Origin of the sequence: Clostridioides sp. ES-S-0001-03, from assembly GCF_020676075.1 — a bacterium.
Lineage (GTDB): Bacteria > Bacillota > Clostridia > Peptostreptococcales > Peptostreptococcaceae > Clostridioides.
The window spans coordinates 428,494-452,999 of the sequence record NZ_JACVWJ010000003.1 but is presented as its reverse complement, the minus strand read 5'-3'; the positions used below and the strand labels follow the sequence as shown (position 1 = coordinate 452,999).

The 24,506-nt window shown below is 29.6% G+C and carries 31 protein-coding genes and 1 CRISPR repeat array; of the genes, 29 read left to right on the top strand and 2 right to left on the bottom strand.

Annotation, left to right across the window (positions count from 1 at the left end):
- The first annotated feature begins 257 nt into the window (after nt 1-257).
- From IC174_RS08605 to IC174_RS08485, 25 genes are all read left to right on the top strand, one after another.
- Complete coding sequence (locus tag IC174_RS08605; RefSeq protein WP_009888839.1) at nt 258-695, top strand: DUF6838 family protein; 438 nt, start codon at nt 258-260, stop codon at nt 693-695.
- Entirely contained in the window at nt 679-864 is a 186-nt protein-coding gene (locus IC174_RS08600) for a hypothetical protein (RefSeq protein WP_022620090.1), read from the top strand. The genes IC174_RS08605 and IC174_RS08600 overlap by 17 nt, the downstream gene beginning before the upstream one ends.
- Nucleotides 865-2,175 (top strand): phage tail sheath family protein, encoded by a 1,311-nt coding sequence (locus IC174_RS08595; protein ID WP_021396649.1) that lies wholly within the window; start codon nt 865-867, stop codon nt 2,173-2,175.
- A gap of 16 nt (nt 2,176-2,191) precedes the next feature.
- Complete coding sequence (locus IC174_RS08590; RefSeq protein ID WP_009888842.1) at nt 2,192-2,662, top strand: phage tail tube protein; 471 nt, start codon at nt 2,192-2,194, stop codon at nt 2,660-2,662.
- A gap of 58 nt (nt 2,663-2,720) precedes the next feature.
- Nucleotides 2,721-3,548 carry a hypothetical protein gene (locus IC174_RS08585; RefSeq protein ID WP_009888843.1) on the top strand — a complete coding sequence of 276 codons (828 nt, stop codon included), beginning with the start codon at nt 2,721-2,723 and terminating at the stop codon, nt 3,546-3,548.
- Nucleotides 3,549-3,619: 71 nt separating this feature from the next.
- Nucleotides 3,620-4,060, top strand: a complete 441-nt coding sequence (locus IC174_RS08580) for a phage tail assembly chaperone (protein ID WP_003429853.1) — start codon at nt 3,620-3,622, stop codon at nt 4,058-4,060.
- A gap of 340 nt (nt 4,061-4,400) precedes the next feature.
- On the top strand, nt 4,401-4,562 hold the full coding sequence (locus IC174_RS08575; protein ID WP_003429855.1) for a type I toxin-antitoxin system toxin: 162 nt from the start codon (nt 4,401-4,403) through the stop codon (nt 4,560-4,562).
- Nucleotides 4,563-5,303: 741 nt separating this feature from the next.
- Nucleotides 5,304-6,001: direct repeats of the CRISPR family, unit length 29 nt; unit sequence GTTTTAGATTAACTATATGGAATGTAAAT.
- A 224-nt stretch (nt 6,002-6,225) separates the two neighbouring features.
- A complete protein-coding gene (locus IC174_RS08570; RefSeq protein ID WP_021361718.1) occupies nt 6,226-6,396 on the top strand; it encodes a ribbon-helix-helix domain-containing protein in 171 nt (56 codons plus the stop codon).
- A 127-nt stretch (nt 6,397-6,523) separates the two neighbouring features.
- Nucleotides 6,524-7,333 (top strand): Bro-N domain-containing protein, encoded by an 810-nt coding sequence (locus IC174_RS08565; RefSeq protein ID WP_021396652.1) that lies wholly within the window; start codon nt 6,524-6,526, stop codon nt 7,331-7,333.
- 54 nt (nt 7,334-7,387) lie between these two features.
- Nucleotides 7,388-7,546, top strand: a complete 159-nt coding sequence (locus IC174_RS08560) for a hypothetical protein (protein ID WP_021396650.1) — start codon at nt 7,388-7,390, stop codon at nt 7,544-7,546.
- A gap of 815 nt (nt 7,547-8,361) precedes the next feature.
- Nucleotides 8,362-8,889, top strand: coding sequence for a zinc ribbon domain-containing protein (locus IC174_RS08555; protein WP_021396655.1), 528 nt, complete (start codon nt 8,362-8,364; stop codon nt 8,887-8,889).
- An 86-nt stretch (nt 8,890-8,975) separates the two neighbouring features.
- Nucleotides 8,976-11,369, top strand: coding sequence for a tape measure protein (locus IC174_RS08550; RefSeq protein WP_227482673.1), 2,394 nt, complete (start codon nt 8,976-8,978; stop codon nt 11,367-11,369).
- A gap of 12 nt (nt 11,370-11,381) precedes the next feature.
- Nucleotides 11,382-12,077 carry a LysM peptidoglycan-binding domain-containing protein gene (locus IC174_RS08545; RefSeq protein ID WP_227482672.1) on the top strand — a complete coding sequence of 232 codons (696 nt, stop codon included), beginning with the start codon at nt 11,382-11,384 and terminating at the stop codon, nt 12,075-12,077.
- On the top strand, nt 12,070-14,043 hold the full coding sequence (locus IC174_RS08540) for an NlpC/P60 family protein (RefSeq protein ID WP_227482671.1): 1,974 nt from the start codon (nt 12,070-12,072) through the stop codon (nt 14,041-14,043). The genes IC174_RS08545 and IC174_RS08540 overlap by 8 nt, the downstream gene beginning before the upstream one ends.
- A gap of 13 nt (nt 14,044-14,056) precedes the next feature.
- Nucleotides 14,057-14,317, top strand: coding sequence for a DUF2577 domain-containing protein (locus IC174_RS08535; protein ID WP_227482670.1), 261 nt, complete (start codon nt 14,057-14,059; stop codon nt 14,315-14,317).
- Nucleotides 14,318-14,321: 4 nt separating this feature from the next.
- Nucleotides 14,322-14,741, top strand: coding sequence for a DUF2634 domain-containing protein (locus IC174_RS08530; RefSeq protein ID WP_227482669.1), 420 nt, complete (start codon nt 14,322-14,324; stop codon nt 14,739-14,741).
- Nucleotides 14,741-15,790 carry a baseplate J/gp47 family protein gene (locus tag IC174_RS08525; RefSeq protein WP_227482668.1) on the top strand — a complete coding sequence of 350 codons (1,050 nt, stop codon included), beginning with the start codon at nt 14,741-14,743 and terminating at the stop codon, nt 15,788-15,790. Before IC174_RS08530 ends, IC174_RS08525 begins: the two co-directional genes overlap by 1 nt.
- Entirely contained in the window at nt 15,783-16,400 is a 618-nt protein-coding gene (locus IC174_RS08520) for a YmfQ family protein (RefSeq protein ID WP_227482667.1), read from the top strand. The genes IC174_RS08525 and IC174_RS08520 overlap by 8 nt, the downstream gene beginning before the upstream one ends.
- A 15-nt stretch (nt 16,401-16,415) precedes the next feature.
- Complete coding sequence (locus tag IC174_RS08515) at nt 16,416-17,234, top strand: phage tail protein (RefSeq protein ID WP_227482666.1); 819 nt, start codon at nt 16,416-16,418, stop codon at nt 17,232-17,234.
- A gap of 17 nt (nt 17,235-17,251) precedes the next feature.
- Complete coding sequence (locus tag IC174_RS08510) at nt 17,252-18,967, top strand: glycine rich domain-containing protein (protein ID WP_227482665.1); 1,716 nt, start codon at nt 17,252-17,254, stop codon at nt 18,965-18,967.
- An 11-nt stretch (nt 18,968-18,978) separates the two neighbouring features.
- Nucleotides 18,979-19,272 (top strand): hypothetical protein, encoded by a 294-nt coding sequence (locus IC174_RS08505; RefSeq protein WP_227482664.1) that lies wholly within the window; start codon nt 18,979-18,981, stop codon nt 19,270-19,272.
- Nucleotides 19,272-19,454: a hypothetical protein gene (locus tag IC174_RS08500; RefSeq protein ID WP_074091881.1), complete on the top strand. Its 183-nt coding sequence runs from the start codon at nt 19,272-19,274 to the stop codon at nt 19,452-19,454. Before IC174_RS08505 ends, IC174_RS08500 begins: the two co-directional genes overlap by 1 nt.
- 36 nt (nt 19,455-19,490) lie before the next feature.
- Nucleotides 19,491-19,721, top strand: a complete 231-nt coding sequence (locus IC174_RS08495) for a hemolysin XhlA family protein (protein ID WP_021384792.1) — start codon at nt 19,491-19,493, stop codon at nt 19,719-19,721.
- Nucleotides 19,722-19,736: 15 nt separating this feature from the next.
- Nucleotides 19,737-19,994 carry a phage holin family protein gene (locus tag IC174_RS08490; protein ID WP_076639254.1) on the top strand — a complete coding sequence of 86 codons (258 nt, stop codon included), beginning with the start codon at nt 19,737-19,739 and terminating at the stop codon, nt 19,992-19,994.
- The gene (locus IC174_RS08485; RefSeq protein ID WP_227482663.1) at nt 19,994-20,809 is read left to right on the top strand and encodes an N-acetylmuramoyl-L-alanine amidase; all 816 of its coding nucleotides are present in this window, start codon (nt 19,994-19,996) and stop codon (nt 20,807-20,809) included. The genes IC174_RS08490 and IC174_RS08485 overlap by 1 nt, the downstream gene beginning before the upstream one ends.
- 143 nt (nt 20,810-20,952) lie before the next feature.
- Here IC174_RS08485 and IC174_RS08480 read toward each other — a convergent pair whose 3' ends face one another.
- Nucleotides 20,953-21,336: a hypothetical protein gene (locus IC174_RS08480; protein WP_227482662.1), complete on the bottom strand. Its 384-nt coding sequence runs from the start codon at nt 21,334-21,336 to the stop codon at nt 20,953-20,955.
- Between the two features lie 147 nt (nt 21,337-21,483).
- On the opposite strand from IC174_RS08480, the gene IC174_RS08475 reads away from it, so the two are divergent.
- Nucleotides 21,484-22,227, top strand: coding sequence for a hypothetical protein (locus tag IC174_RS08475; protein ID WP_227482661.1), 744 nt, complete (start codon nt 21,484-21,486; stop codon nt 22,225-22,227).
- A gap of 343 nt (nt 22,228-22,570) precedes the next feature.
- Here the strand turns inward: IC174_RS08475 and IC174_RS08470 are convergent, their stop codons facing one another.
- Nucleotides 22,571-22,771 (bottom strand): hypothetical protein, encoded by a 201-nt coding sequence (locus IC174_RS08470; protein ID WP_227435218.1) that lies wholly within the window; start codon nt 22,769-22,771, stop codon nt 22,571-22,573.
- A 181-nt stretch (nt 22,772-22,952) separates the two neighbouring features.
- Here IC174_RS08470 and IC174_RS08465 point away from each other — a divergent pair, with 181 nt between their 5' ends.
- The 3 genes from IC174_RS08465 (at nt 22,953) to IC174_RS08455 (ending at nt 24,506) form a co-directional block, all read left to right on the top strand.
- Nucleotides 22,953-23,159 carry a helix-turn-helix domain-containing protein gene (locus tag IC174_RS08465; protein WP_227435217.1) on the top strand — a complete coding sequence of 69 codons (207 nt, stop codon included), beginning with the start codon at nt 22,953-22,955 and terminating at the stop codon, nt 23,157-23,159.
- A gap of 110 nt (nt 23,160-23,269) precedes the next feature.
- Entirely contained in the window at nt 23,270-23,587 is a 318-nt protein-coding gene (locus tag IC174_RS08460) for a PBECR2 nuclease fold domain-containing protein (RefSeq protein ID WP_413927186.1), read from the top strand.
- A gap of 535 nt (nt 23,588-24,122) precedes the next feature.
- On the top strand, nt 24,123-24,506 hold the full coding sequence (locus IC174_RS08455; RefSeq protein ID WP_227482660.1) for a YtxH domain-containing protein: 384 nt from the start codon (nt 24,123-24,125) through the stop codon (nt 24,504-24,506).

Here is a 24,506-nt window from a genome sequence, read left to right as displayed (position 1 = left end):
CTCCAAGAGTGCTGGGCAACTAAATAAAGTTTATTTTGTTGATGATGTACGCCGAACTTATAGGAAACTATAAGAGCTAGAGGATAAAAAGCCTTTAGGATAACAAAATGCATATGTTGAATTTGGTCATAGAACTAAAAATGGCAAGGGTTGGGTTAAAGGACAACATTTCTTAACTATTTCAGAAATGGAACTACAAAGTCAAGTTGATAAGATAATAGAGAAAAAACTATTAATATTGCTTAAAGGAGTGTTTGATGCTTAATAATATTATAGATGGAATATCAGTAAAGTTAGATAAATCGTTTGGAGAAAAATATACAATTTATAGCGAAGATGTGGAGCAAGGTATTAATGAACCTTGTTTTTTTATTGTTCCTTTAAATCCAAGCAAGACACCATATCCAAGCGGGAGAGAATTAAAGAAAAATTCTTTTGATGTACATTATTTCCCTCGTTCAGAAGATAAGAATTTTGAAATAAATGAGATAGCTGAGATGCTACTGGAGGAATTAGAGTATATAGAAATTGATGGAGATTTAGTAAGAGGTACAAATATGAATTTTGAAATTATAGACAATGTTCTTCACTTCTTTGTTGATTATAACTATTTTACTATAAAAAATAATGATACCAATAAGATGGATACAGTAGAGTTATTCGGTGGTTTGAAGAGAGGTGATAATTTTGAGTAAAGCATTAAGCAAAGAAGATAACTACAAGTTTACTAAGGAGCAGATAGTTAACTCTAAGAAGTATGTAAATAGAAAAGATTTATTAAATGCAATTTTAAAAGAAAATGAGTTATATTCCTTCTCAGAGGTAGAGGATAGAATAAATAAATTTATGAAAGGAGTGAGTTAGATGGCTTTAGGTGGAGGAACATTCGTAACGCAAAATAAAATACTTCCTGGTGCATATATAAATTTTATCTCAGCTAAGAGGGCAACCAGTTCATTATCAGATAGAGGTATTGTTGCAATGCCTTTAGAGTTAGATTGGGGCATAGATGAAGAAGCATTCCAAGTAACCAGTGATGATTTTGAGAAGTATTCAGTGAAGTATTTTGGATATGATTATACTCATGAGAAGCTGAAAGGTTTGAGAGATTTATTCAAAAATATAAGGTTGGGATATTTTTATAAATTAAATAAAGGCGTTAAAGCCAGTTGTACTATAGCCACAGCAAAATATAGTGGTATAAGAGGAAATGACTTAAAAGTAACAGTTACAACAAATATAGATGATAATGCTAAGTTTGATGTTGTAATACTTTTAGATAATAAGAAGGTAGATACTCAAATAGCAAAGGTTATTACAGACTTACAAGACAATGACTATATCACTTGGAAGAAGGATGCAACACTAGAAGCAAGTGCAGGACTTGTATTTACTGGTGGAACCAATGGCGAAGCTGTGACAGGAGCAGAGTACCAAGCTTTCTTGGATAAAATAGAAAGTTATTCATTTAATGCACTAGGGTGTTTGGCTACAACAACAGAAATTAAAAGTTTATTTGTAGAATTTACAAAGAGAATGAGAGATAAGGTAGGAGCTAAGTTTCAAACAGTACTATATAAGAAAAGTGATGCAGATTATGAAGGTGTAGTGTCTATAGAAAATAAGATTAAAGATAAAGATTTAGTTGAATCTAGCTTGATTTATTGGGCTACTGGAGCTATAGCAGGATGCGATATAAATAAATCTAATACTAATAAAAAGTATGATGGTGAGTTTGATGTTGATGTTAATTATACACAAATACAACTTGAAGAAGCTTTAAAAACTGGTAAATTTATATTCCACAAGGTGGGAGATGAAGTTCATGTGTTAGAGGATATAAATACTTTTGTATCATTTACAGATGATAAAAATGACGATTTTTCAAGTAACCAAAGTGTTAGAGTACTTGACCAAATTGCTAATGATATTGCAACTTTATTTAATGAAAAGTATTTAGGTAAAGTTCCGAATGATAAGGCAGGAAGAATAAGTTTCTGGAATGATGTTGTTAAACACCATAAAGAATTAGAGAATATAAGGGCAATAGAAGATTTTAAAACTGATGATGTTAGTGTAGAGCTTGGAAATGATAAGAAAACTGTCATAGTATCTGATGCTGTTAAGGTAATAAATGCTATGAGTAAGCTTTATATGACTGTTTCAGTTAATTAGAGAGGAGAGTGATAATATGGCTCAAACAATAAATGCTAAAGATACAGTTAGTGCAAAGAAAGCTGAATGTTTTATAACTATAGAAGGTAAAAGATATAATTTTATGCAAGCTATAGATTTAGAGGCTAAAATGGAAAAAAATAAAAGTGAAGTTCCAATTCTAGGAAGAACAACAAAGGGAAATAAAACAACTGGGAGTACAAATACTGGAAGTGCAACATTTCATTATAATACTTCTATTTTTAGAGAATTACTTTACAGATATAAAGAAACTGGTGAGGATATTTATTTTGACATACAAGTTACAAATGAAGACCCTACATCTGCTGTAGGAAGACAGACAGTAGTACTTAAAGATTGTAATATGGACAGTGGAATAATTACTAAATTTGATGCTGATGGTGAGTATTTAGATGAAGATATGGATTTCACTTTTGAGGATTGGGAATTAGTTGAATCCTTTGCATTACTTAATGGAATGTTATAAAATTGAATTATACTTGAAAAATATTATGATGTAAGTATAAATTATTTGGAGGTATTTCATGGAATTTGAAAGTGGAATTAAATTAGGCAAACTTACTTTAATTAAATATTTAGGGAGAAATAAACATAGTAAAAAAGTCTGGCTATGTCAATGTGAGTGTGGGAATAAAGTTGAGAGAGTAGAAAATAATTTAAAGCAATCAATTAAAAATGAGAAGCCTCCACATTGTGGTTGTTCTCCAAACTGGAAAGGACAAAATAAGAGATTTAAAGATATAACTGGGAAAACTTTTGGGAAGCTTACAGTATTGAAAATGTCTGGGAAAGATAAATATAGTCACAATTTATGGTTATGTCAATGTGAATGTGGAAATAGAACAATAACTAGTACAAGTGCATTAGAACAAGGAAAAGCACAAAGTTGTGGCTGTATAAGAAAGGAAATATTACTAGAGCGCTCTACAACGCATAATAAATCTAATGATAGCTTATATAGAGTTTATCACCGTATGATTAAAAGGTGCACAAATAAGAGTAATAAAGATTATAATTATTATGGAGGTAGAGGCATAGAAGTATGCAATGAATGGCTAGAGGATTTTATAAATTTTTATAACTGGTCTATAGAAAATGGATATAGAAAAGGTTTAACAATAGATAGAATTAATGTGAATGGAAATTACGAACCATCAAATTGTAGATGGGTTACTTGGGAAGTTCAACGAAATAATAAAAGAAATAGTATTAGAGTTAATTATAAAGGTGAAATGATTACTTTAAAACAATGTGCAGAAAATTTGAATGTTAAGTATCTATTTCTTTATAATCAATTAGTTACTAAAAAAATTCCATTGGAAGAAGTAATAAAAAATATAGGTATGGAGTAAAATACACATTTATAAGTTATAAATGTGTATTTTTTATATGAAAAATTAAAATAAAAGGAGATTAGAATAATATGAGTAATTTAAGTGCTTTTTTAAGTCAAAATGCAATAAAGGTTGATAATGTAAAATATGTAGCGAGTAACAGATTTTTAGATAAAGAAGGGAAACCAGTTGAATGGGAATTAAAAGTTTTATCATCTGAAGAAGACGAAGCACTAAGAAGAAAGTGTACTAAAAGAGTAAAAGTGATTGGTAACAATGGTAAGCATACTGGACAATATACAAGTGAAATTGACTACAATAGTTATGTAGCTGAATTATGTGTAGCATCTACAGTATTTCCAGATTTAAAGGATGCCGAACTCCAAAATAGTTATGGAGTAATGGGAGAAGCTCAGTTATTAAAGACAATGCTTACAGCAGGTGAGTATGTCAATTATACAGTAAAAGTGAATGAAGTCAATGGATTTGATACATCTTTTGAGGATAAAGTAGAAGAAGCAAAAAACTAATCAGAGGTGGCGATTTTGATGCTAGCATCACTCATTATTGTATTCAAAAATTAAAGTGGAAGCCAAGTGAATATATGAATTTAGAAGTTAATGAGAGAGCGTTAGCAGCCGCCTCAATACTTATAAAGATAGAAGATGAAGAGGAAGCAATGAAAGAAGCTGAAAGAGAGAGAAAGAGGGGACGAAGAAGATAGCAAAATAAAAAAATAAATATAGAATAGGTAAAATATGTAATAATTATATGTTATAATATTTTTAGCAAGAAGATGTAATCTACAATTTATAGAGTGGAGTTCATACTGGGATAAAACCTACTTCCTAATGAAAGGAGGTGGGAAGTATGAATAACTTTTTACTTAATGTAATAGCTGGCGTTATTGCTAGTTTAATATTTTGCTTAATTTGTAAAGTATTTCTAAAAGTAAAAAGCCACTCAACTCGTGGCAAGAGTAAAAGTGGCTGGGAATTTGATTTTAAAATCAAGTTCCACAAATTTAAATAATTACTAATTGTTTAAATTATGAACTTCACTCTACTGTCAAATAGATTGTAGTTCTTCTTGCTTTTATTATACCACAAATTAGAAAAAATATTGTTTATATAAAATAAAAAATAAAAATTTTTATTAAAAAAATGAAAACTTGATTATAAAGCAATTAATTTATAAAATATACATAAATAAGTAGGTATTTATTTACTTGAATTTCATTGTTTATATAAAAAAATTGGTAAAATATGTAAGAATTATATGTTATAATGATTGTAGCAAGGATAATAATCGAAAGTGCGAAGGGTGATTATTTTCATATTAAACGCCAAATTCCAAATAAGGAAGGAGGTGAAATTATATGATAGGTTTTTTATTAAGCATACTAGCTGGTGTTATATCAGCTTATATTTATGACAAAATAAAAAATCACCCAGACGCCAATAAGGGTGATTTAAAAAAATAATATTTTCACTTAACAACTGAAAATAATCACTCTTTGTAGGAGTAAATTATTTCATTGCTTTTATTATACCACAAATTGGTACAGATATTCAAAAATAATATTTTTATGATATAATAAAAATGTAGAGATTTTGCAGTGAGCAATATTTGCGATAAATTGAAGTTTAACAATTGCAATACAAGGCATTGAGGGTGTGTGATAAATGTTATCAATTGCATTACTCACGGTTCACTGCAAATTTGAGAGAGGTGTGTATGTGTAGATATTGGAAATACTAAGTTTATTTTGGGGTTTTAGATTAACTATATGGAATGTAAATCAGTTGCTACTACTACAATACAATCAATTTCAAAACCGTTTTAGATTAACTATATGGAATGTAAATACAAAAACATCACCAGAAGGAACTCCAATTAAATCTTGTTTTAGATTAACTATATGGAATGTAAATTTAAAAATACCTATTTCGTTTCAAAGGTATAATGGAGAGTTTTAGATTAACTATATGGAATGTAAATCTTTGGGAATCTATGCAAAACATAAAGAATAAATTTCCGTTTTAGATTAACTATATGGAATGTAAATAACACAATAACACAATAATGCAAGAACTTATAAAAGAGTTAAAAGTTTTAGATTAACTATATGGAATGTAAATTTTGTTTATCTTTAATTATATTATAGTCTTAAAAGAGTTTTAGATTAACTATATGGAATGTAAATAAAGTATACAAGCTTCTTTCTCTGAAAGAATCTATTCCGTTTTAGATTAACTATATGGAATGTAAATCCTTATACACGACATTATAATATAAGTACGTTTTTAAGTTTTAGATTAACTATATGGAATGTAAATTGACAAACAGATTTTGATTCAATGGCTAAAAAGACAGGTTTTAGATTAACTATATGGAATGTAAATAATTTAGTATCTGGATATGATGAAGAAGGCAATCCAAGTTTTAGATTAACTATATGGAATGTAAATATAAATGTATTTCATACAGGAATATTTTTCTGCAACAGTTTTATATTAACAATGTAGATAAAAACTAAATAAACATAGAAAGCACTTACAAATATGTAGGTGCTTTTGTTTTGCTCAAATTGGTCGGTTGAGTAAAATAATTAGAAAAAATTGGGATAAGTTATTGACTTTTGAGTTCCAAAACTATATAATTTAATTATGGAACTCAAAAGTGAGGTGATAACATGAGTCCTAAAAAAATAGGAAGACCTGTTGTAGGAAGCCCTAAAACTAATGATATTAAGGTTAGAGTAGATGATGAAACTAATGAAAAATTAGATGAATACTGTAAAAAAAATAACCTTACAAAAGCAGAGGCTATAAGACAGGGAATCCATTTACTTTTAGAGAAATAACAAAATAGAGCATTCTCCCCGACCAAAGATTGAATGCTCTATTTCCAACAAAGAAGTTAGCACTTCTATATGAAATATTTTATCATATAGAGAAACTTCTTTCAAATTAAATTTAGGAGGAGTATGTATGATGAATGATTTACAAATATTTAAAAATGAAGATTTTGGAGAAATAAGAACAGTTGAGATTGATAGAAAGTTATATTTTGTTGCGACAGATATTGCTAAATCTCTTGGATATAAAGATACTACTAATGCAATTAAACAACATTGCAAGTGGGTGGTGAAACACCACATACCTCACCCACAAAGTAAAATTAAAACTTTAGAGGTAAACATCATTCCAGAAGGTGATATGTATAGACTCGTTAGCAATAGTGAATTACAAAGTGCAGAAAAATTTGAAAGCTGGATATTTGATGATGTTCTTCCAACTATTAGACAAACAGGTGCATACATAACTAACAATGCCAACCCTCAAGAACTACGAGACAAGGCAAATGAAATAGAAAGCTTAGATACAGTTAACAAGACTATAGAAATACTAACACCTTTTCTAAACGGTGCTGGAATAGATGAAAAAGCAAAGTTACTTACAGCAAAGACTATCTATAAAAAAGCAGGAATAGAGTTACCTTTGGAGATTGAAGAAAAAGAGCATTTCTTTGATACAAAACAAATTGCAATTAAATTAAATATGTATTCTAAAACAAATAAACCTGCTTTTGTGGCAGTTTGTGAGATTATTAAGAAATTAGATATTAAAGAAGAAGAAAAACTCATAGTATTAGCAAATAAGGATAATTGGAATGGAACTACAACAAAGTATTCACAAAGTGTAATAGATAAAATAAGAAATTGGATAGAGGAGAATAATAGACCTGTTAAAATTGCAGGTGAGAAAAAGAATTTCCATGTTGTATATAAAATTGAGTAAATTCTATTGTATTAAATAATATATTTTAGTTTAGTTTTGAGGGGGATTAATACAATGTATGAGAATTTACTTGATATGGATAGGATAGAACTTATTAAAGAACTTGGAAGTATCTTTGAAAAGATGAAAAATGAAAATCCAGAAAGATTTTATAGATTTGTAAATTTAGTGAAAGAAGAAGGTAGGAAAAAAGAAAAGAAAGAGAATAAATAATATAGATAAAGCACTTGGATATTATGTTGTTTCAAGTGCTTTATATGTTAAAAAATGGTATAATGGAAATAGAAGATTATATTAACTAAGTGGTATGTAAATACATATATTAATGTCTTTTCCAGCCGATTTTATACCGTTTTATATTAACTAAGTGGTATGTAAAGCTTATTAAATGATGTGCAGTTTGGCTTACATTTCCAAATTTTATATTAACTAAGTGGCATGTAAAGTTGAAAGATAAAGGAATAAAAGCTACTACTATAAAGATTTTATATTAACTATGTGGTATGTAAAGGTTTCTTAAGATAATATTATCAAATCCATCTTTAGTGTTTTATATTAACTATGTGGTATGTAAAGAGCTCTTTTGAGATAAACAGTAAAGCAATAGTAAATGTTTTATATTAACTATGTGGTATGTAAAGAAAGTGTAAGGCATTTTTTCAAACTGAGCATTTGTTTCGTTTTATATTAACTATGTGGTATGTAAGTTTAAATGATGCAGCAAAAGGTGCAAAAGACACAGATTTTATATTAACTAAGTGGTATGTAAATTAAATCATCAAGCCCAAGTTTTTTCTTTGCATCTTCATTTTATATTAACTATGTGGTATGTAAAGATATCTACATCAAGATAATCGGCGATGCTTTGTATTAATTTTATATTAACTATGTGGATTTAAAATCAAAATACTAAAAACACTTACTTGAATAGTAGGTGTTTTTTTATTGAAAGGATGTGATTATAATGTAAAAATTTTACTGATATAGTATAATAATCTTATAAAATTATTGTACTAGGGGGATTTGTTATGTTTTGTTCAAACTGTGGTTATGAGATAACTGGTGCAGGAAAATTTTGTTCAAACTGTGGAACACCTGTATTAGTAAATACAGTTAACAATGATGATTTCTTTATAAATATTCATGGAAAAGAATTAAATCTGACTAATATTTATAAAGAAACTAAAGGAGATAAAATTTTAGCGATTGATGTTGTAATGAGGCTACTAGAGCTAGACATAAAAGAGTGTAAAAATATTATATATCCAGCTTTTAAAGAATTAAAAGAGTTAAGTGAAAAAATAAATATTGAAGAAGAAAAAGACGAATTAAGGGAAGATAACTATAAAAAATTTAATGAATTTGAGAATGATAATGTAGCACGTTGCCCCAAATGTGGTTCTGTTTCATTATCTGCTCATAAAAAGGGGTTTGGTATAGGAAAAGCTGTAGCTGGAGCAACTGTTGTAGGAGGACTTGGTTTAATGGCAGGCAACTTAGGTGCAAAGAAAGTTAGAGTTACATGCTTGAGCTGTGGTAAGCAGTTTTGGGCATAAATAATAAAAGATAAGTTTTAAATTATGAAGCACATACTAAAAAGTAGGTGCTTTTATTATGCTTAAAAAGAAAGGAGAGTAACAATATGGCTACAATACAAACATCAATCCGAATTTTCGACGGAATGACACCTGCATTTCGCAATATGACTACTTCTATTAACACAACGATTAATAGTCTTGAAAGGCTACAAGGGAGATTGAATAATCCACTCAATGCTGGTGGTATACAAGCATCTCAACAAAGTTTAAACAATATTGAAAACATATTAACTAGGATAGAACAGAAAATTGGAAGAAATACAAATGAACAGGAAAACTTTAATAATAAGATAAAGCAAGGAAGTGAAGCAAGCTCCGTATTAGTTGCTAAACTTAGAAGTATAGCGGGAGTATATATTGGAATAAAAGGAATAGAAAGTATTACAAAAGCGGCAGATACAATTGCAAGTACAAAAGCAAGATTGGCTTTAATGAATGATGGGTTACAGACAACAGAACAACTTAATAAAATGATTTATTTATCTGCTCAAAGTGCAAGAGCTAGTTATGCAGATACAGCAGCACAAGTCAGTAAATTGGGAATATTAGCAGGAGAAGCTTTTGGAAGTAGTGCAGAAGTTGTAAAATTTGCAGAATTAATGAATAAATCATTTGTAATAGGAGGAACGTCAGCATCAGAAGCGAGTGCAGCAATGTATCAACTTACACAAGCGATGGCGGCAGGAAAGCTTCAAGGTGACGAATTTAGGTCTATTATGGAAAATGCTCCACTTCTAGCTACTAAAATAGCTGAATCTATGGGTAAGGGTAAAGAAGCACTAAAAGATTTATCTCGGACAGGAGCTATAACGGCAGATGTAGTGAGAAATGCACTATTTAAAGCAAGTGCTGAAATAGAAAAGAAATTCGCAAGCATGCCAATAACTTTTTCTCAAGCTCTTACAATGATGAAAAATGATGCCTATATGATTTTCTCTGAGACATTAGGAAAGATAAGTGGAGCTTTGCAAAGCGTTAGGTTTAGTGAGATTGTTGTATCTATGCGGAACGTTATGATTGCAATATCTTCAAATCTTTATGATACGCTGAATATTATAAAAAATATTTTAAATAGTGATTTTTTCTCAGGTTTTGTACAAGGAATTACAACAGGAACTGTACTGATAATACAAGGATTGGGATGGATTACTAATGCTGCACTAAATGTTGCTAATGTCTTTGCTCAGAATTGGGGCATAATAAAGCCAATTATTTATGGAGTGGTGGCAGCAATTGCGATATATAAAGGAGTATTACTTGCAAGTACAATTGCCACTACAGTAGCATCTTTTGTAAATTCATTGTATGCAGTAGCTGCGTATAAAGCTTGTGCAGCTTTAGCAGCACAAGAATTTGCGATATTTGGAAAAATATCTGCACAAACTATGGAAGCTTTGGTAACAGCACAAGCAACAGCAGCACAATGGGGATTTAATGCAGCATTATTATCTTGTCCAATTTTTTGGATAATAGCAGGTATTATAGCATTTGTAGTAGTAGTTTTTGTTGCAGTAGCAGCAGTAAATAAATTCGCAGGAACAAGTCTGACTGTACTAGGAGCAATTGTAGGTGCAGTATTTGCAGCAGTTGCAACAATACAAAATATAATGATTGGGCTTCTCAATGGTTGTATATTTGTAAATGAAGCTATTGCGAATGGTTGGAATCAGTGTATATATTTTATGAAACAAGCAATTGCAAAAGGTGTAATATTCATAATAGAAAAAATGGCATCTCTAAATGATTCTGTAAATAGTGCAGGAAATGCACTTGGAAAAGCCTTTATAGACGGGGCAAATATAGCAATCAGAGGAGTAAATAAGCTTGTTGATTTACTAAACAAAATTCCTGGAGTGGACATCGGGAAAGTTACAGAAGCAACATTTACACCAGTTAAAGCAGATAATAGTTACATTAAACAACAGATTGACAGTTTAAACAAATGGGTAGGAAATGCACCAGAAAAAGTGACGCTAGAGAGAATGGGATACAAAGATATTGGAGCGGAATTTCAAAAAGGAAATGCACTTGGGACTAAATGGCAAAATGCTATATCTAATAAATTAAAAGATACCTTTGACATTAACAAGATGCTAGAAGATGCAAAAGACAAGCTAGGATTAAAAGACTTATGGGATAAAAATAAGTATGGGTTAGATAATGGCATAGGTTCAAGTGATTTAGGGAAAAGTGCAAAAGATACCGCAGGAAACACAGCCAAAATGGCAAAAACAATGGACAAAAGTCAAGAAGACCTTAAATATCTTAGAGACATTGCAGAACAAGAGACTATCAATCGTTTTACAGGAGTCAACATTAAAATTGACATGAACAATACAAACAACATAAGTAAAGATACTGACTTAGATGGAATAGTTAATGTCTTAACTGAGAAACTGAATGACGCTATGGTTGTATCTGCTGAGGGAATAGTTTAGGAGGTGATATAAATGGCTTATGATTTTTATTTAGATGGAGTGCAATTACCAATCACACCTGGCAAATTAGAAGTAAAGATAACAAACAAAAATAAAACTGTAGACCTTATAAATGATGGTGAAGTAAACATATTAAAGACTCCTGGTTTATCAGAGTTTTCATTTGAAGCAGAATTTACACATAATAAACTACCATTTTATCGTGGCCAATTTAAAGATGTTCAATTCTTTTTAAGTAAACTAGAACTATTAAAAACAGATTGTAAGCCATTTCAATTTATTGTATCTCGTGAGTTAGGCAATAAAGTACTATTTAATACAAATAGAAAAGTATCCCTTGAAGAATATACAATCTTAGAAGACGCCGACAATGGCTCAGATACAAAAGTTGCAATAAAATTAAAACAATATAGAGATTACTCAACTAAAAAGTTAGTTCCTGCCACACCCAAAACTACTAATGAGACTGGTAGACCTAATGTAAAAATAGAACCTAAAAGGGTCGATTCTGTTAATGCCCCAAGTGGTAAGACTTATACAGTTAAAGCAGGCGATAGTCTTTGGTCAATCTGTCAAAAACAACTTGGTAATGGTTCTTTATATAAAAAAGTATATGAATTAAATAAAACTATGATGGATAAGGCTAACAAGGGTAAAAAAGTACCTAAATACACAATTTACAAAGGGCAGGTGTTGAGGCTTGTCTGATGAATTAATTCTTGCAAATGATAGGGATGTAAGACTAGTAATAGCTCACTTAGAAGATTTCTATGAGCCTGTAGTTTTAGATGGTATTACATGGGAAATTGAAAGACGAGGTATACCAAGTAAATTAGAATTTACAATAGTTATGGATAGGATATTAGAGTTTTGCGAAGGTAACTCAGTAAGATTATATTACAAGGGTGTAGGCATATTTTATGGATATATATTTCAGAAGAAAAGAGATAAAGAAAATCATATCAAGATAGTTGCCTATGACCAATTAAGATTTTTTAAAAATAAAGATACTTATGTTCTTGAGAACAATACTGCAAGTGAACTTGTAAAGATGTTAGCTAAAGATTTTAAATTAAAATACAATGTCATAGAAGATACAAAATATAAAATATCGAGAGTTGAAGAAAATAAAACACTCTTTGATATGATACTAACAGCACTAGATGATACTCTAAGAGAGAAAAAGGAAATGTATGTTTTGTATGATGATTTTGGAAGAATAACATTAAAGAATGTTGCATCAATGAAATTAGATACTGTTATGAATAATGATGTAATAGAAGATTTTGACTATAACTCAAGTATAGACAGTGATACTTATACAAAAATAAAACTAGTAAGAGATAACGAGGAGACAGGAAAAAGAGATGTGTATATTGCACAAGATTCTACGCATATGAGAAGTTGGGGAATACTTCAAATGTTTGATACAGTAGACAAGAACATGAGTGAAGCAGAAATAAAACAAAAATGTGATATACTTTTAAAATTATATAATAAGAAAACTAAGTCATTAAGTTTAAAAAATGTATTAGGAGACATTAGAGTAAGAGCAGGTTGTTTAGTACCTGTTTTTTTAGATTTAGGAGATATAGAAGTTCAAAATTATATGCTAGTTGAGAAAGTAAAGCATAATTTTGAAAACAATTCACATTTCATGGACCTAACTTTAGTTGATGGAGACGAATTTGCTTCTTATTCTTCAAGTTCCTATTCAAGTGGAAACACAAATAATAAAGATGAAAAGAAAAATGGTCCTGCACAAAGTACTACAAGTAAAGAAGATAATGACATGATAAATAAATTGAATAAAGTATTTAAAGGAAAATTATCAAATACAGGAAATATATTTGTTAAATATTCTAATGCTTACAAAGTAAATGCAGCTTTAATGGCTGCTATTTCTATACATGAAACTGGTAATGGTAGTTCCTCACTTTGTAAAAATAAAAATAATTTCTTTGGTATGAAAGGTATGTCTTTTAGTTCTGTAGATGAAGGGATAAAAAGAGGTATTAGCAATTTATCAAGAAACTATATTCATACAGGAAGAAAAACATTAGAACGTATTAGAGACAAATATGCACCTCTTTATGATAGCCCTCTTAATAAAGATTGGGTACCAGGGGTAAGCAAGTTCTATAAACAAATAACAGGAAGTACCTATAGTCCTAATAATTCAGGTACAGGAGTTGGAAGTAATGAAGAAGCAGAAAAGAATTTAAAAGATACAACTTATAAAGTTCAAAATAATAACAATGCTAATACATCTACAAATAATAATAGTAAAGTAAATAAAGTTATTCAAGAAGCAAAAAATCAACTTGGTAAATCATATGCTCGAGGTGGCAATGGTCCAAAAAGTTTTGACTGTAGTGGTCTTATGGTATGGGCATTTAAAAGAGGTGCAGGAATAAATCTACCTAGAGTTTCAGCAGACCAATCAAAAGATAGTAGAGCAAAACTATTATGCAACATAAATGATGTAAAAGCTGGGGATTTAGTATTCTTTGCATATAATCAAGGTAAAGGAAATGTACATCATGTTGGACTATGTATAGGAAATGACCAGTTCATACATTCGCCAAAGACTGGTGATGTAGTCAAAATAAGTAGTTTAAGTGGTAGACAAAATAAGAATCATGATTTTGCAAGAGCTAGAAGATTCTTTTAAGCGAGGTGATAATATGAGTCAAGATTTATTACAAATAATCAAGAAAGCTGCAATGGATGCAGTAGAAACAAGTAATCCAATTAGGGTTGTATTTGGAACAATAGAAAGCATTAATCCTCTAAAAGTTAAGATAGAACAGAAACTATCTATCGGTGAATTTTTTTTAATACAAACAGATACATTTAAAAGATGTACAGATAAAAAGATAGGAGATAAATTAGTTTTAATTCGTATGCAAGGAGGACAACAGTATTTAATTTTAGATAGGATGTGATAAAGTGTTACCAACAGATAACATTGACTATGATATAGAAGATGTATCAATTATAAACTTTGATGTAAGGCAAGAACCAAGTAAGACTTTTAAATTAAATATAGAAAAATCTAAGATAGATGGTATTTGTGATGATGTAGAAGCATTAAAACAGACCATCTTTTTAATTTTAAATATTGAAAGGTATGAGCACCTTATTTATTCTAGAAATTATGGAGTTGAATTAAACGATTTAATTGGAGAGCCTATTTCATATGTAATACCCGAGCTAGAGAGAAGAATCAAAGAAGCATTAATGCAGGATGATAGGATTGAAAATGTAGATAATTTTGAGTTTGAAAATCAAAAAGGAAAGGTCCAGTGTAAATTTATGGTCCATACTAAATATGGAAATATCAAAGCAGAGAAGGTGGTGAGTATTTAGTGTTTGAGTTAATGACATTTGAAAATATAATTAAAAGAATGTTAGATAGTGTACCAGATACCTTTGATAAAAGAGAAGGTTCTATAATATATAATGCTCTTGCTCCTGTTGCTATAGAACTTACAGAAACGTATATTGCAATGGATGAATTACTAGACCAAACTTTTGTTGATACTGCCAGTTACTATTATTTAGAGAAAAGATGTAAAGAAAGAGGAATTACACCACTTGAAGCTACTAATACAATTGCAAAAGGAGTCTTTAATATAGACATTCCATTAGATTCACGTTTTAATCTAGGAGAATGCAATTATATTGCAACAGAGAGAATTAGCGAAGGAATATATAAAATGAAATGTGAAACTGCTGGACCTGTATTTGAGTTGGGACAATTAATACCTATCGAATATATAGATAAATTAGAAACAGCAGAACTGACAGAAATATTGATAAATGGAGAAGATGAAGAATCTGAGGACAGTTTAAGACAAAGATACTATGATAGTTTAAACTCGCAAAGTTTTGGTGGTAATATACAAAATTATAGGGATGAAGTTAATAAACTACCTGATGTTGGAGGAGTTAAAGTTTATCCTGTTTGGAATGGCGGAGGAACTGTTAAGTTAGTAATAATTAACTCTAATTTCAAAGTACCAAGCACTGATTTGGTTAATCTAGTACAAGAAGAAATTGACCCAATTGGACATCAAGGACAAGGCATTGGATTAGCACCAATTGGGCATCAAGTAACAGTTGAAGGAGTCGTGAGTACAACTATAAACATATCAGCAGATATAACATATAAGAGTGGCTATACTTGGGAGAATATAAAGACTATAGCAGAGGAAGTCATCGACAACTATTTTAATGAACTCAATATGAGTTGGGAAGGTGAAGAAAACTTAATAGTTCGTATATCTCAGATAGAAACTAGATTGCTTAGCATTGATGGAGTATTAGACATTGGAAATACTATGATAAATGATGTTGCATCAAATTTTAGTGTTGATAAAGATTCAATAGTAGTAAGAGGTGATGTAGTTGGATAAAGAGGTAAATCTAATAAGTTACTTACCACAAATTCTGCAAGATAAAGAAGAATATATAAAAGCATTTAATGCAGATAACAAAGAAATAAAGATACTACATGATAAATTAGATGATGTCTTAGATGACCAGTTTTTAGAGGATTTGACCATAAGTGGTATAAAAAGATGGGAAAAAATAATGTCTATAGTTCCTAAATCAAATGAGAGCCTAGAGGATAGAAGGTTTAGGATTTTTAGTAGATATATAAGTAAACTACCTTATTCAGAACGATTTTTAAGAAACTGGCTAGATAGTATAGTTGGAGAAGGAAACTATGAATTAACTATAAATAATGCTACTTATAATATACATTTAGAGAGTGATGCAAGAAATCAAGATTGGTTTAATGAGGTTCATTCATTTGTAAGTAACATTAAACCTTGCAACCTAACTTTAGATTACACTAGAGTTTTAGTTAGTAAAGATAATGGTATGTATTTTGGTGCAACCACTATTACAGGACATGAGATTACAATTTACCCTTGGTCACCTAGTGATATTGAAACACAAGGAGAGATTAATATACTTAGTGGCAATGGATTTGGATACCAAGAGATTACAATTTATTAGATAGGAGGTGGTAGTTTGGCTACAGATAAAAGTTATTACACGATATTAACAAACATAGGTAAGGCTAAAATAGCAAATGCAAGTTTAGTAGGAGAAAAAGTTGATTTTGTCAAGATTCAACTTGGAGATGGCGGAGGAAATGAGTATAATCCTACAGAGGAACAAACAGTATTAAAAAAGGTAGTTTGGGAAGGTAAAGTAGGGAATGTCACAACTGATAAAACTATGTCAAATTGTCTGATTTTAGAGAGTCTTATTCCTGCAAGTGCTGGTGGTTTTATAATTAGAGAGATAGGGTATTTAGATACAGAAGGTAATTTACTCGCTATTTCTAAGTATAGGTCAGCATATAAACCGACACTAGAAGCAGATGGAGCAATCATTGATATGAAAGTAAAAACTATCTTTGTTGTGTCTAATTCAGATAATATAGAGTTAAAAATAGACCCTACAATTATATTTGCAACCTTAAAAGACATACAAGACTTAGGTACTAAAATAGACGAAGTTAATACGAATTTAGATAAAAAGATAACTGAAAATAATACAACAACAAATAAGAAAATAGAAACTACTAAGACAGAGATTAACAATAAAATAGGAGATACAACACAACTTGATACAACAGATAAAACCAATATAGTTAGCGCAATTAATGAGGTAAAAACTAGTGTAGATAGTATAGAAACAACAGCAGAGAAAACAAGTTATAACAATGCAATAAGTAGTCTTACTGCTACAAATGTTCAAAATGCGATTGATGAGGTTGTTGCAAAGATAGAAAGATTTAATGAGGTTAATATATCTATACAAAATGATATGTTACCTATTTAAGAAAGGAGAGTGATAAGGTGCAGACAGTATGGAATTTTAATTATACAGGTTCACCACAAAGTGTAATATTAAAACCTGGCAAATATAAAATGGAGTGTTATGGTGCTTCTGGCGGTATTAATAATTCTTCTTGGGATACTAATGCTAGAGGCGGATATTCTAAAGGTGAACTTACATTAAATAAACTAACTACATTGTATGTTTATGTTGGGGAAACTGGTTTTGCTTCTTCATCTACTAGTAATAACACTAAAAAAGGTTTTAATGGTGGAGGTAAAGGTTATTTAAATCAACAGGTTATGGGTACTTATTATTCTATGTACGGTGGTGGTGCCACTGATATAAGAACTGTTGGAGATGCTTGGGATAATTCTCAAAGCTTGCTTTCTCGTATAATTGTTGCTGGTGGAGGTGGTGGTGCATATTATCCTCATACTGGTGGTGCAGGAGGTGGATTAGAAGGAGGTAATGGATATAGCGCAAATTCTACACATCGCCCTGGTGGTACACAATACCAAGGTGGTATCGGTCGTGTAAGTACAGAAAATGGAAGTTTTGGAAAAGGTTGTTCCGTTATAACAGGAGATGGAAGCGGAGGTGGAGGTGGCTGGTTTGGTGGCTCTGCTATAATAGGAGTTGGTGGAGCAGGAGGTGGAAGTGGTTATGTGTTAACTAAAGATAGCTATAAGCCACCTGGTTATATACCAACCTCAGAATATTGGTTAGAAAATGTGGTCATGACAGCTGGAGGAAATACTACAAGAGCAGATGGTTACGCTAAGATAACATTACTCCAAGCATTACCTTTTTTAACTATATCATCTTATAATTCTACTACTGCTAAGTTTAAAGCAGACCACACAGACCCTACATTATTGACTAAGATAGAATATTTTATAGATGATGTATTAAAAGAAACTATAACAACAGATTTAGCAACAGAGAAAACAATTAACTATACATTAGAAGATAATGCACTACACACACTTAAAATAGTTGTTACAGATAGTGCTAATGCTACAGTAGAAAAGGTATTGAGTATAAGTAAAGGAATTGCACCTCTTCCAAGTGGTTCTACAACTGAGGAAGTTACAGGCAAATGGATAGAAATTAAAGATACATTCAAAAGTGGTAAAACAAGTATTGTAAATACTTTAGCATTAAAGAATATAGAAGCAAGTTTAAATAATACACTTGTTGAGTTATCAGAGAAAATTAAAACGAGTTTTGATAGCGGGGATGCTAGTATTGAGGATTTAACAAGTAAATTAACACAGGCTAATAATACTATAAATCAATTAAACTCTAAATATAAATATGCGAGTGGAACTGTTTATCAGAGGGAAAATACTCTTTTACATGCTTGTTTATATGACCCTAATAGTTCTCACTCAGATAAAATAGTTCGTCCAGATTACTGGTTTGATTTTAATGGGATTGGATTTATCCCTGATTTATTTTTTGCTGAACTAGATTATCAACCGAATTCTGATAAAATTTTCAAATATTTTGTTTTTGTAGTTAGAAATACACCTTCAATTTCTAATAATAGTGGTTTTGTGGTCAATATTATATTTAATAAAACATATGGTCAAACAACTTTTAGTATAATTGGAGAGTTATTTGCACTAGGCAAAAACAATGTTTATATGAACAATAATGGTATTAGGGTTCCTGTGCCTTATAGTCTTTCAAGTTCTCCATATAACTGGCATGCTATAAAATTTGCTTAGGAGGTGATTAAATGAATAGAGCAAATAGAATTATTTATGACCAAACTGGTAAAATACTTTTACAAACTGGAGAAGCAATAGGTGATGTATTACCACATGATAGTATAACAGAATTAAATTTCTTAGATGTTGAGTATGGAAGTATAAACTATAGTAAACAGTATATAGAATCTATAAATCCAATAACAAAAGAACTTATTTTAAAAGAAATACCAATATATGTGAGTGAAGAAGAAAAGAGAATACAAGAGTTAGAAAATCAATTACTAATTGCAGAAAATGAAAAAGTAGGAGGATTGTTATAATGAACATAAATAATGTTGTAGTAAGAATATTAGCAGAGAGGATATTAAACAAAGGATTGAACCCTTTAAAAAACAGACCTTTTGAGTTAGATGACGTAACTAACACAGAATACAGAAAAGCCGTAGAGGATTATATAATTAAAGAAAGTGGAGTAGTAGAAGGAACAGAACCTACGGCATAAGGTTCTTTTTTTATTTCAATTAATTAGGAGGCTTACATGAATGAAGAACTTTTCAAAGATAATTTGAAACGACATGAGGTAACAATAAATAAACATAATGATGAAATAGACGAATTAAAAGTAGCAAATATAGAGTCTAAAGCAGAGTTAAAGGCACTATGTGAGAATTTAAACTCACTTACAAGTATGTTGAAGTGGCTAATTGGAACAATGATTACAACACTTGTAGGATTCTTTATATTTGCCATACAGAGAGGAATATTTTAATTAGGAGGAAAATAAATGGATAATTTAATAAGTTTCATACCAGAGCAGTTGCTAATTTTAGTTGCTGCTCTTTATGTTATAGGGGCAGGTTGTAAGAAGTATAAACAGTTAGATAACAAGTATATTCCAGTAGTGTTATTGATACTTGGGATAGGTTTTTCAGTATGGATGCTAGGATTAAATGCTGATGCAGTCTTACAAGGTGTGATTTGTTGGGGTATATCAATAGGTATAAATCAAACTTACAAACAGTTAAAGGATGGTGAGAAATAATGAAAATAGGTATAAATTGTGGACATACAAAAACAGGACCAGGAAGTGGAGCTATAGGTAAAATAAATGAGTCAACAGAAACTAGAAATGTAGGATATAAAGTAATAGATAAATTAAAAAAATTAGGTAATAATGTAGTCGATTGTACTATAGATAAAGCATCTACCCAATCAGAATGTTTGTCTAAAATAACAGCACAAGCAAATAGACAGGATTTGGATTGGTTCATATCAATACACTTTAACGCAGGTGGTGGTAAAGGGTGCGAAGTGTATACTTATAAAGGTAAACAGTATCAAGATGCTATAGATGTTTGTAAAAAAATTTCTGATTTAGGATTTACAAATAGAGGAGTAAAAGATGGAAGTGGGTTATATGTAGTAAATAAAACTAAAGCTAAAAGTATGTTAATAGAAGTATGCTTCGTAGATAGTGAAGATGCGAATAAATATTTGGAATTAGGAGCTGATAAGTTAGCTACCGCAATAGTAGAAGCTATAACTAAACATATAAGTTCAGCAGAAGAAAATAATTACAATAGATATAAACATACAATAGTGTACAGTGGTGATGATAAAGTATCAGCAGACCTTTTAGGATTATATTACAAGAGATTAAAAGAAAGTTATTTAGTTACAGATATAAAAGACTATAAGCCACACCAAACGCAAAATCTGTATGTAATTGGTGGAGTAACCTGTAATAAGATGAAAGAAATGAGTAAGACCACAGGAGAAAAGTTTACTCAGATATATGCTGATGATGTGTGGTCAACAATGGATAAGGCTAGAGAATTTGTAAAGACAAAATTATAAGTTTTATATTTTTAAAGATAAAGCTTTGATATATTTCATCCATAATTTTCAAAAACTTATATAAAAAAGAGTGTTTTATTTTTCTAAACACTCTTTTTTACAAGGATTTCAATAATCAATTTTTAAAATTAATAATATTGCTATCATTTCTTTTTCAAGTTTATAGTTTCTTCATTTCTATTCCAAGATATAATTACTTTATAATTAGATTCCCTATTTGAATAAAGACCTGGTCTTTGTCTTTCTATTATTTTTTCTTGACCTGATTCTAAAACTGCATCTTTTAAAATTATAACTGCATCTTCACCATCTATAAACTCATATGAATAATTAAAGTTTTGCTTAACTGCATCTTTACTGTCTTTATATTTTATTTCTAATTCTGATTGTTCTTCAGTAGTAACAAATTTAGCTGTCCAATGTTCTGATTCTCCAATAAAGACATTTTTATCATTTTTTATATTAAGTACAACTATCGTAGCGATTACTAAAACTATAAAAATACCTAGAAAAAGTTTTTTTCTCATACTGAGCCCTCCTTTGAATAATTATATGTATTATAACATGAAAACAGTTATCCAACATCATTATTATGAATTTTCTGAATTTTTTTGATATTTATATTCTATCGTGATAGAATATGTGGTATAATTAATAAAAAAGGAGGGATTAGTATGAATTCTAGGTTTAAAAAATCTGCAACAAGTATTTTATCTTTACTTGCAATGACAATACTATTACCAGCAAGTGTAAACGCTAGTGAAGTAGAAAATTCATCTATGAAAGTAACATATTCAGAGAAACAAGTAACAGATATGAACAAGTTATATGATATGGCTAAAAATGGAATCACTGATGTTAAAAGTCCCAACGAAAAAGGTATAATCAAAAATGAAAGAACAGGAGAATCTATGTATGTTGATGCTATATCAACAACACAATTATTAGAAGTCAAACAATCTAAAGATTTAACATCTAAGACATATTCTAAAACAGTTTTTTTAGATACTGATACAATAAAGCCCCTTAGAAAAGCAAGTATATCAGAAGACGGATGGGATAAAACTGGCGGTGTAAAAGCATCTGGTACAGTTACATATACAATATCAAAAGGAGATGGAGCATTCCAATATATTTCTGTCAGTAAAGTTTCTGGAAACTGGTCTATTGCAGATGGTCAGATTCGTGTAACAAATAGAAAGGTGTACATAAACCAAACTGGATTTGTTTCTAATGGATTAGGAATTAAGCAACAACAAAGGAAAGACCCAACATCAAATTCTTTTTCATATAATGCACCTTCTAGTTGGAAACCAGTGGGTAGAGATTCTCTTCAATACAATTGTGGGTTTGAATCAAGCTCGACATTAGTAAGAGGAGGAAGCTCTTGGTCATTCAATTTCATCGTTCAACCTTAAAACATTTTAATTGAGTTTTATTAAAATTAAAGATATATTGACACCTTAAAGATATAATAAAAAATAAAATTATAGTATAAGTTGTAACAATAAAACGAACGAAAATCATCATACTAAAACATAAGACATGTTATAATTGTATTAGATATATACATTAACATACACCAAAGCACTCTTTTTATAGGAGTGCTTATTTTTTTTGAAATACATTAAGGTATAAAACTGTCAAGAACATTACTCAATACACCTTAAAATTGATTTAAATAGTTCTTTTTAACAACCTAAATTATATTATATAATAAAAAAATAGAAGTGTACTACCAATACACTTCTATAGTTACAACTAAGCATTCTCATGAGCGGGAGTGCTTTTTTCATTTCTCCAAACAATGTTGTTTACTTCATCAATGATTATCAAATCAATCTTATTATCTTTCAATATTTCTGTTGCAGTACAAATAAGATTATCTAAGTCAAAACTACGAGTTATTTCTAGTTGCTTGTTATTTACAAGTCTTTTTAGTATATAAGTCTTAAAACACATCTATATTACTCCTTTAATTTTATTGTTAGAGTTATTTCTGATTTAGTAGAAATAATTTCTAATTTATTATAAATATAATATGTCTTAAAGTGTATGTCAATACAAAATTCTAATAAAATAGAAGTTTGTTTTGACATTATAGAAATATTGATGTTATCATTTACTCAAGAGAGGTGATAAAATGATTTCATATAAACCTTTATGGAGAATGATGTTTGATAAAAATATTAAAAAAATGGAATTTAAAGAAAAAGCAAATATAAGTAATGGAACTCTTTCAAAGTTAAGTAAGAATGAATATGTTGCATTAGCTGTAATTGAAAAAATATGTTTAGTTTTTGATTGTACTCCAAATGATGTTATAGAAATAAAAAAAGATATTGAGTAGTAAAATTTATGATACTAATGTGATACTAATATGTTTTACAGTGTGTTAGAAAATATGGAAATAATAAAAATAATAGATTAGCTTACATGCAATAGACGAGATTTTATCAGATTATAAAGAAAAGTAATCCTTCTGGTGTTATAAAACATATAAAGAAAAAACATAGAGGTCAATTGAGTAAAGACATTTTTAATGATATACTAGAAACTATAAAAACAGTGCTAAAATCTCCTGAGTATATAGGAAGTCATCCTAAAAAACCTGGTAAAAGTGTAGAATTTGTAAAAAAACTTGATGATTATATATTAGTTGCTACAGAACTAGATACAAAAAAGGGATATCTATATGTCTCTTCATTATACGCCATAAAAGAAGCAAAATTAGAAAGTAGAATTAGTAGTGGAAGAGTATTACAATATGATGGTTAACATAATATTATTAATTTTTCCTAAAGCATTGAAAAATATTATCAAATAAGTTATAATATAAATATATATGTAAATATTTATTTATTAGATTTGAGGTTGGAAAAGGCACCCAATACGCTGCTTATAGGGTAGTTAATAGAGATGCAGGATACGCCGCCCTGCCAAATCTAATTAAATTTAAAAGAGAGGATTAATTCCTCTCTTATTGTTTTTTTAATTAATTTATTTAAAAGGGTTAAAAATATGGAGATATTTAGCACAAAAGAAATAAGATGTTTAAATGCTAATGAAGAATTGTATTTAGAAACTGCATCAAAATTTTTGATATACAGTGAAAGAGTAGGAGACTTATATTAAAGAGTTTTCAGATACTTATATTATAGAATTTTTGGAATGTAGTTTAGAATTCTTATTATATATATAAATACTAGAAAGAACTTTTTATTAGTTTTTAAAAATTTAGTTAGAAACTATATCATTATGGAAAAAAATGTATTATAATATTTAGAAATATTATAATAAGGAGCGATTGGATATGAGCTTATCAAAAAAAATAGAAGATAAAAGAAAAGCTAAACAAAGAGCTGAAAAAGCCAAACAAGCTAAAATTGCAACGGCTGGTGTCGTATTAGGAGCTGTTACTGGTGCAGTTGGAGGAGTATTACTAGCACCTAAATCAGGAAAAGAAACAAGAGAAGATATAAAAGATGCATCTCAACAAATTGCGGATAAAATAAACATGAAAACAGTGGATGTAAAAGGTAAGATGTCTGAGAAATTAGAAGACAGAAAAGGAAATTTCATTGAATCAAAGCAAAAGATAAGAAATTATATAGATAATAAAAAACGTGTTGAAGATTCTAGCGAGGAAGATAAAGTAATAGACATTGTTGAACCAGTAAGTGTCACTGAGGAATAA

Bases quoted from the DNA above. Each gene is read 5' to 3' on its own strand.
- IC174_RS08590 (WP_009888842.1), top strand. From the start codon at position 2,192: ATGGCTCAAACAATAAATGCTAAAGATACAGTTAGTGCAAAGAAAGCT.
- IC174_RS08480 (WP_227482662.1), bottom strand. From the start codon at position 21,336: ATGAGAAAAAAACTTTTTCTAGGTATTTTTATAGTTTTAGTAATCGCT.
- IC174_RS08550 (WP_227482673.1), top strand. From the start codon at position 8,976: ATGGCTACAATACAAACATCAATCCGAATTTTCGACGGAATGACACCT.
- IC174_RS08470 (WP_227435218.1), bottom strand. From the start codon at position 22,771: ATGTGTTTTAAGACTTATATACTAAAAAGACTTGTAAATAACAAGCAA.
- IC174_RS08490 (WP_076639254.1), top strand. From the start codon at position 19,737: ATGGATAATTTAATAAGTTTCATACCAGAGCAGTTGCTAATTTTAGTT.
- IC174_RS08605 (WP_009888839.1), top strand. From the start codon at position 258: ATGCTTAATAATATTATAGATGGAATATCAGTAAAGTTAGATAAATCG.
- IC174_RS08505 (WP_227482664.1), top strand. From the start codon at position 18,979: ATGAATAGAGCAAATAGAATTATTTATGACCAAACTGGTAAAATACTT.
- IC174_RS08585 (WP_009888843.1), top strand. From the start codon at position 2,721: ATGGAATTTGAAAGTGGAATTAAATTAGGCAAACTTACTTTAATTAAA.
- IC174_RS08465 (WP_227435217.1), top strand. From the start codon at position 22,953: ATGATTTCATATAAACCTTTATGGAGAATGATGTTTGATAAAAATATT.
- IC174_RS08555 (WP_021396655.1), top strand. From the start codon at position 8,362: ATGTTTTGTTCAAACTGTGGTTATGAGATAACTGGTGCAGGAAAATTT.
- IC174_RS08575 (WP_003429855.1), top strand. From the start codon at position 4,401: ATGAATAACTTTTTACTTAATGTAATAGCTGGCGTTATTGCTAGTTTA.
- IC174_RS08455 (WP_227482660.1), top strand. From the start codon at position 24,123: ATGAGCTTATCAAAAAAAATAGAAGATAAAAGAAAAGCTAAACAAAGA.
- IC174_RS08595 (WP_021396649.1), top strand. From the start codon at position 865: ATGGCTTTAGGTGGAGGAACATTCGTAACGCAAAATAAAATACTTCCT.
- IC174_RS08485 (WP_227482663.1), top strand. From the start codon at position 19,994: ATGAAAATAGGTATAAATTGTGGACATACAAAAACAGGACCAGGAAGT.
- IC174_RS08570 (WP_021361718.1), top strand. From the start codon at position 6,226: ATGAGTCCTAAAAAAATAGGAAGACCTGTTGTAGGAAGCCCTAAAACT.
- IC174_RS08545 (WP_227482672.1), top strand. From the start codon at position 11,382: ATGGCTTATGATTTTTATTTAGATGGAGTGCAATTACCAATCACACCT.
- IC174_RS08500 (WP_074091881.1), top strand. From the start codon at position 19,272: ATGAACATAAATAATGTTGTAGTAAGAATATTAGCAGAGAGGATATTA.
- IC174_RS08580 (WP_003429853.1), top strand. From the start codon at position 3,620: ATGAGTAATTTAAGTGCTTTTTTAAGTCAAAATGCAATAAAGGTTGAT.
- IC174_RS08495 (WP_021384792.1), top strand. From the start codon at position 19,491: ATGAATGAAGAACTTTTCAAAGATAATTTGAAACGACATGAGGTAACA.
- IC174_RS08560 (WP_021396650.1), top strand. From the start codon at position 7,388: ATGTATGAGAATTTACTTGATATGGATAGGATAGAACTTATTAAAGAA.
- IC174_RS08475 (WP_227482661.1), top strand. From the start codon at position 21,484: ATGAATTCTAGGTTTAAAAAATCTGCAACAAGTATTTTATCTTTACTT.
- IC174_RS08535 (WP_227482670.1), top strand. From the start codon at position 14,057: ATGAGTCAAGATTTATTACAAATAATCAAGAAAGCTGCAATGGATGCA.
- IC174_RS08565 (WP_021396652.1), top strand. From the start codon at position 6,524: ATGATGAATGATTTACAAATATTTAAAAATGAAGATTTTGGAGAAATA.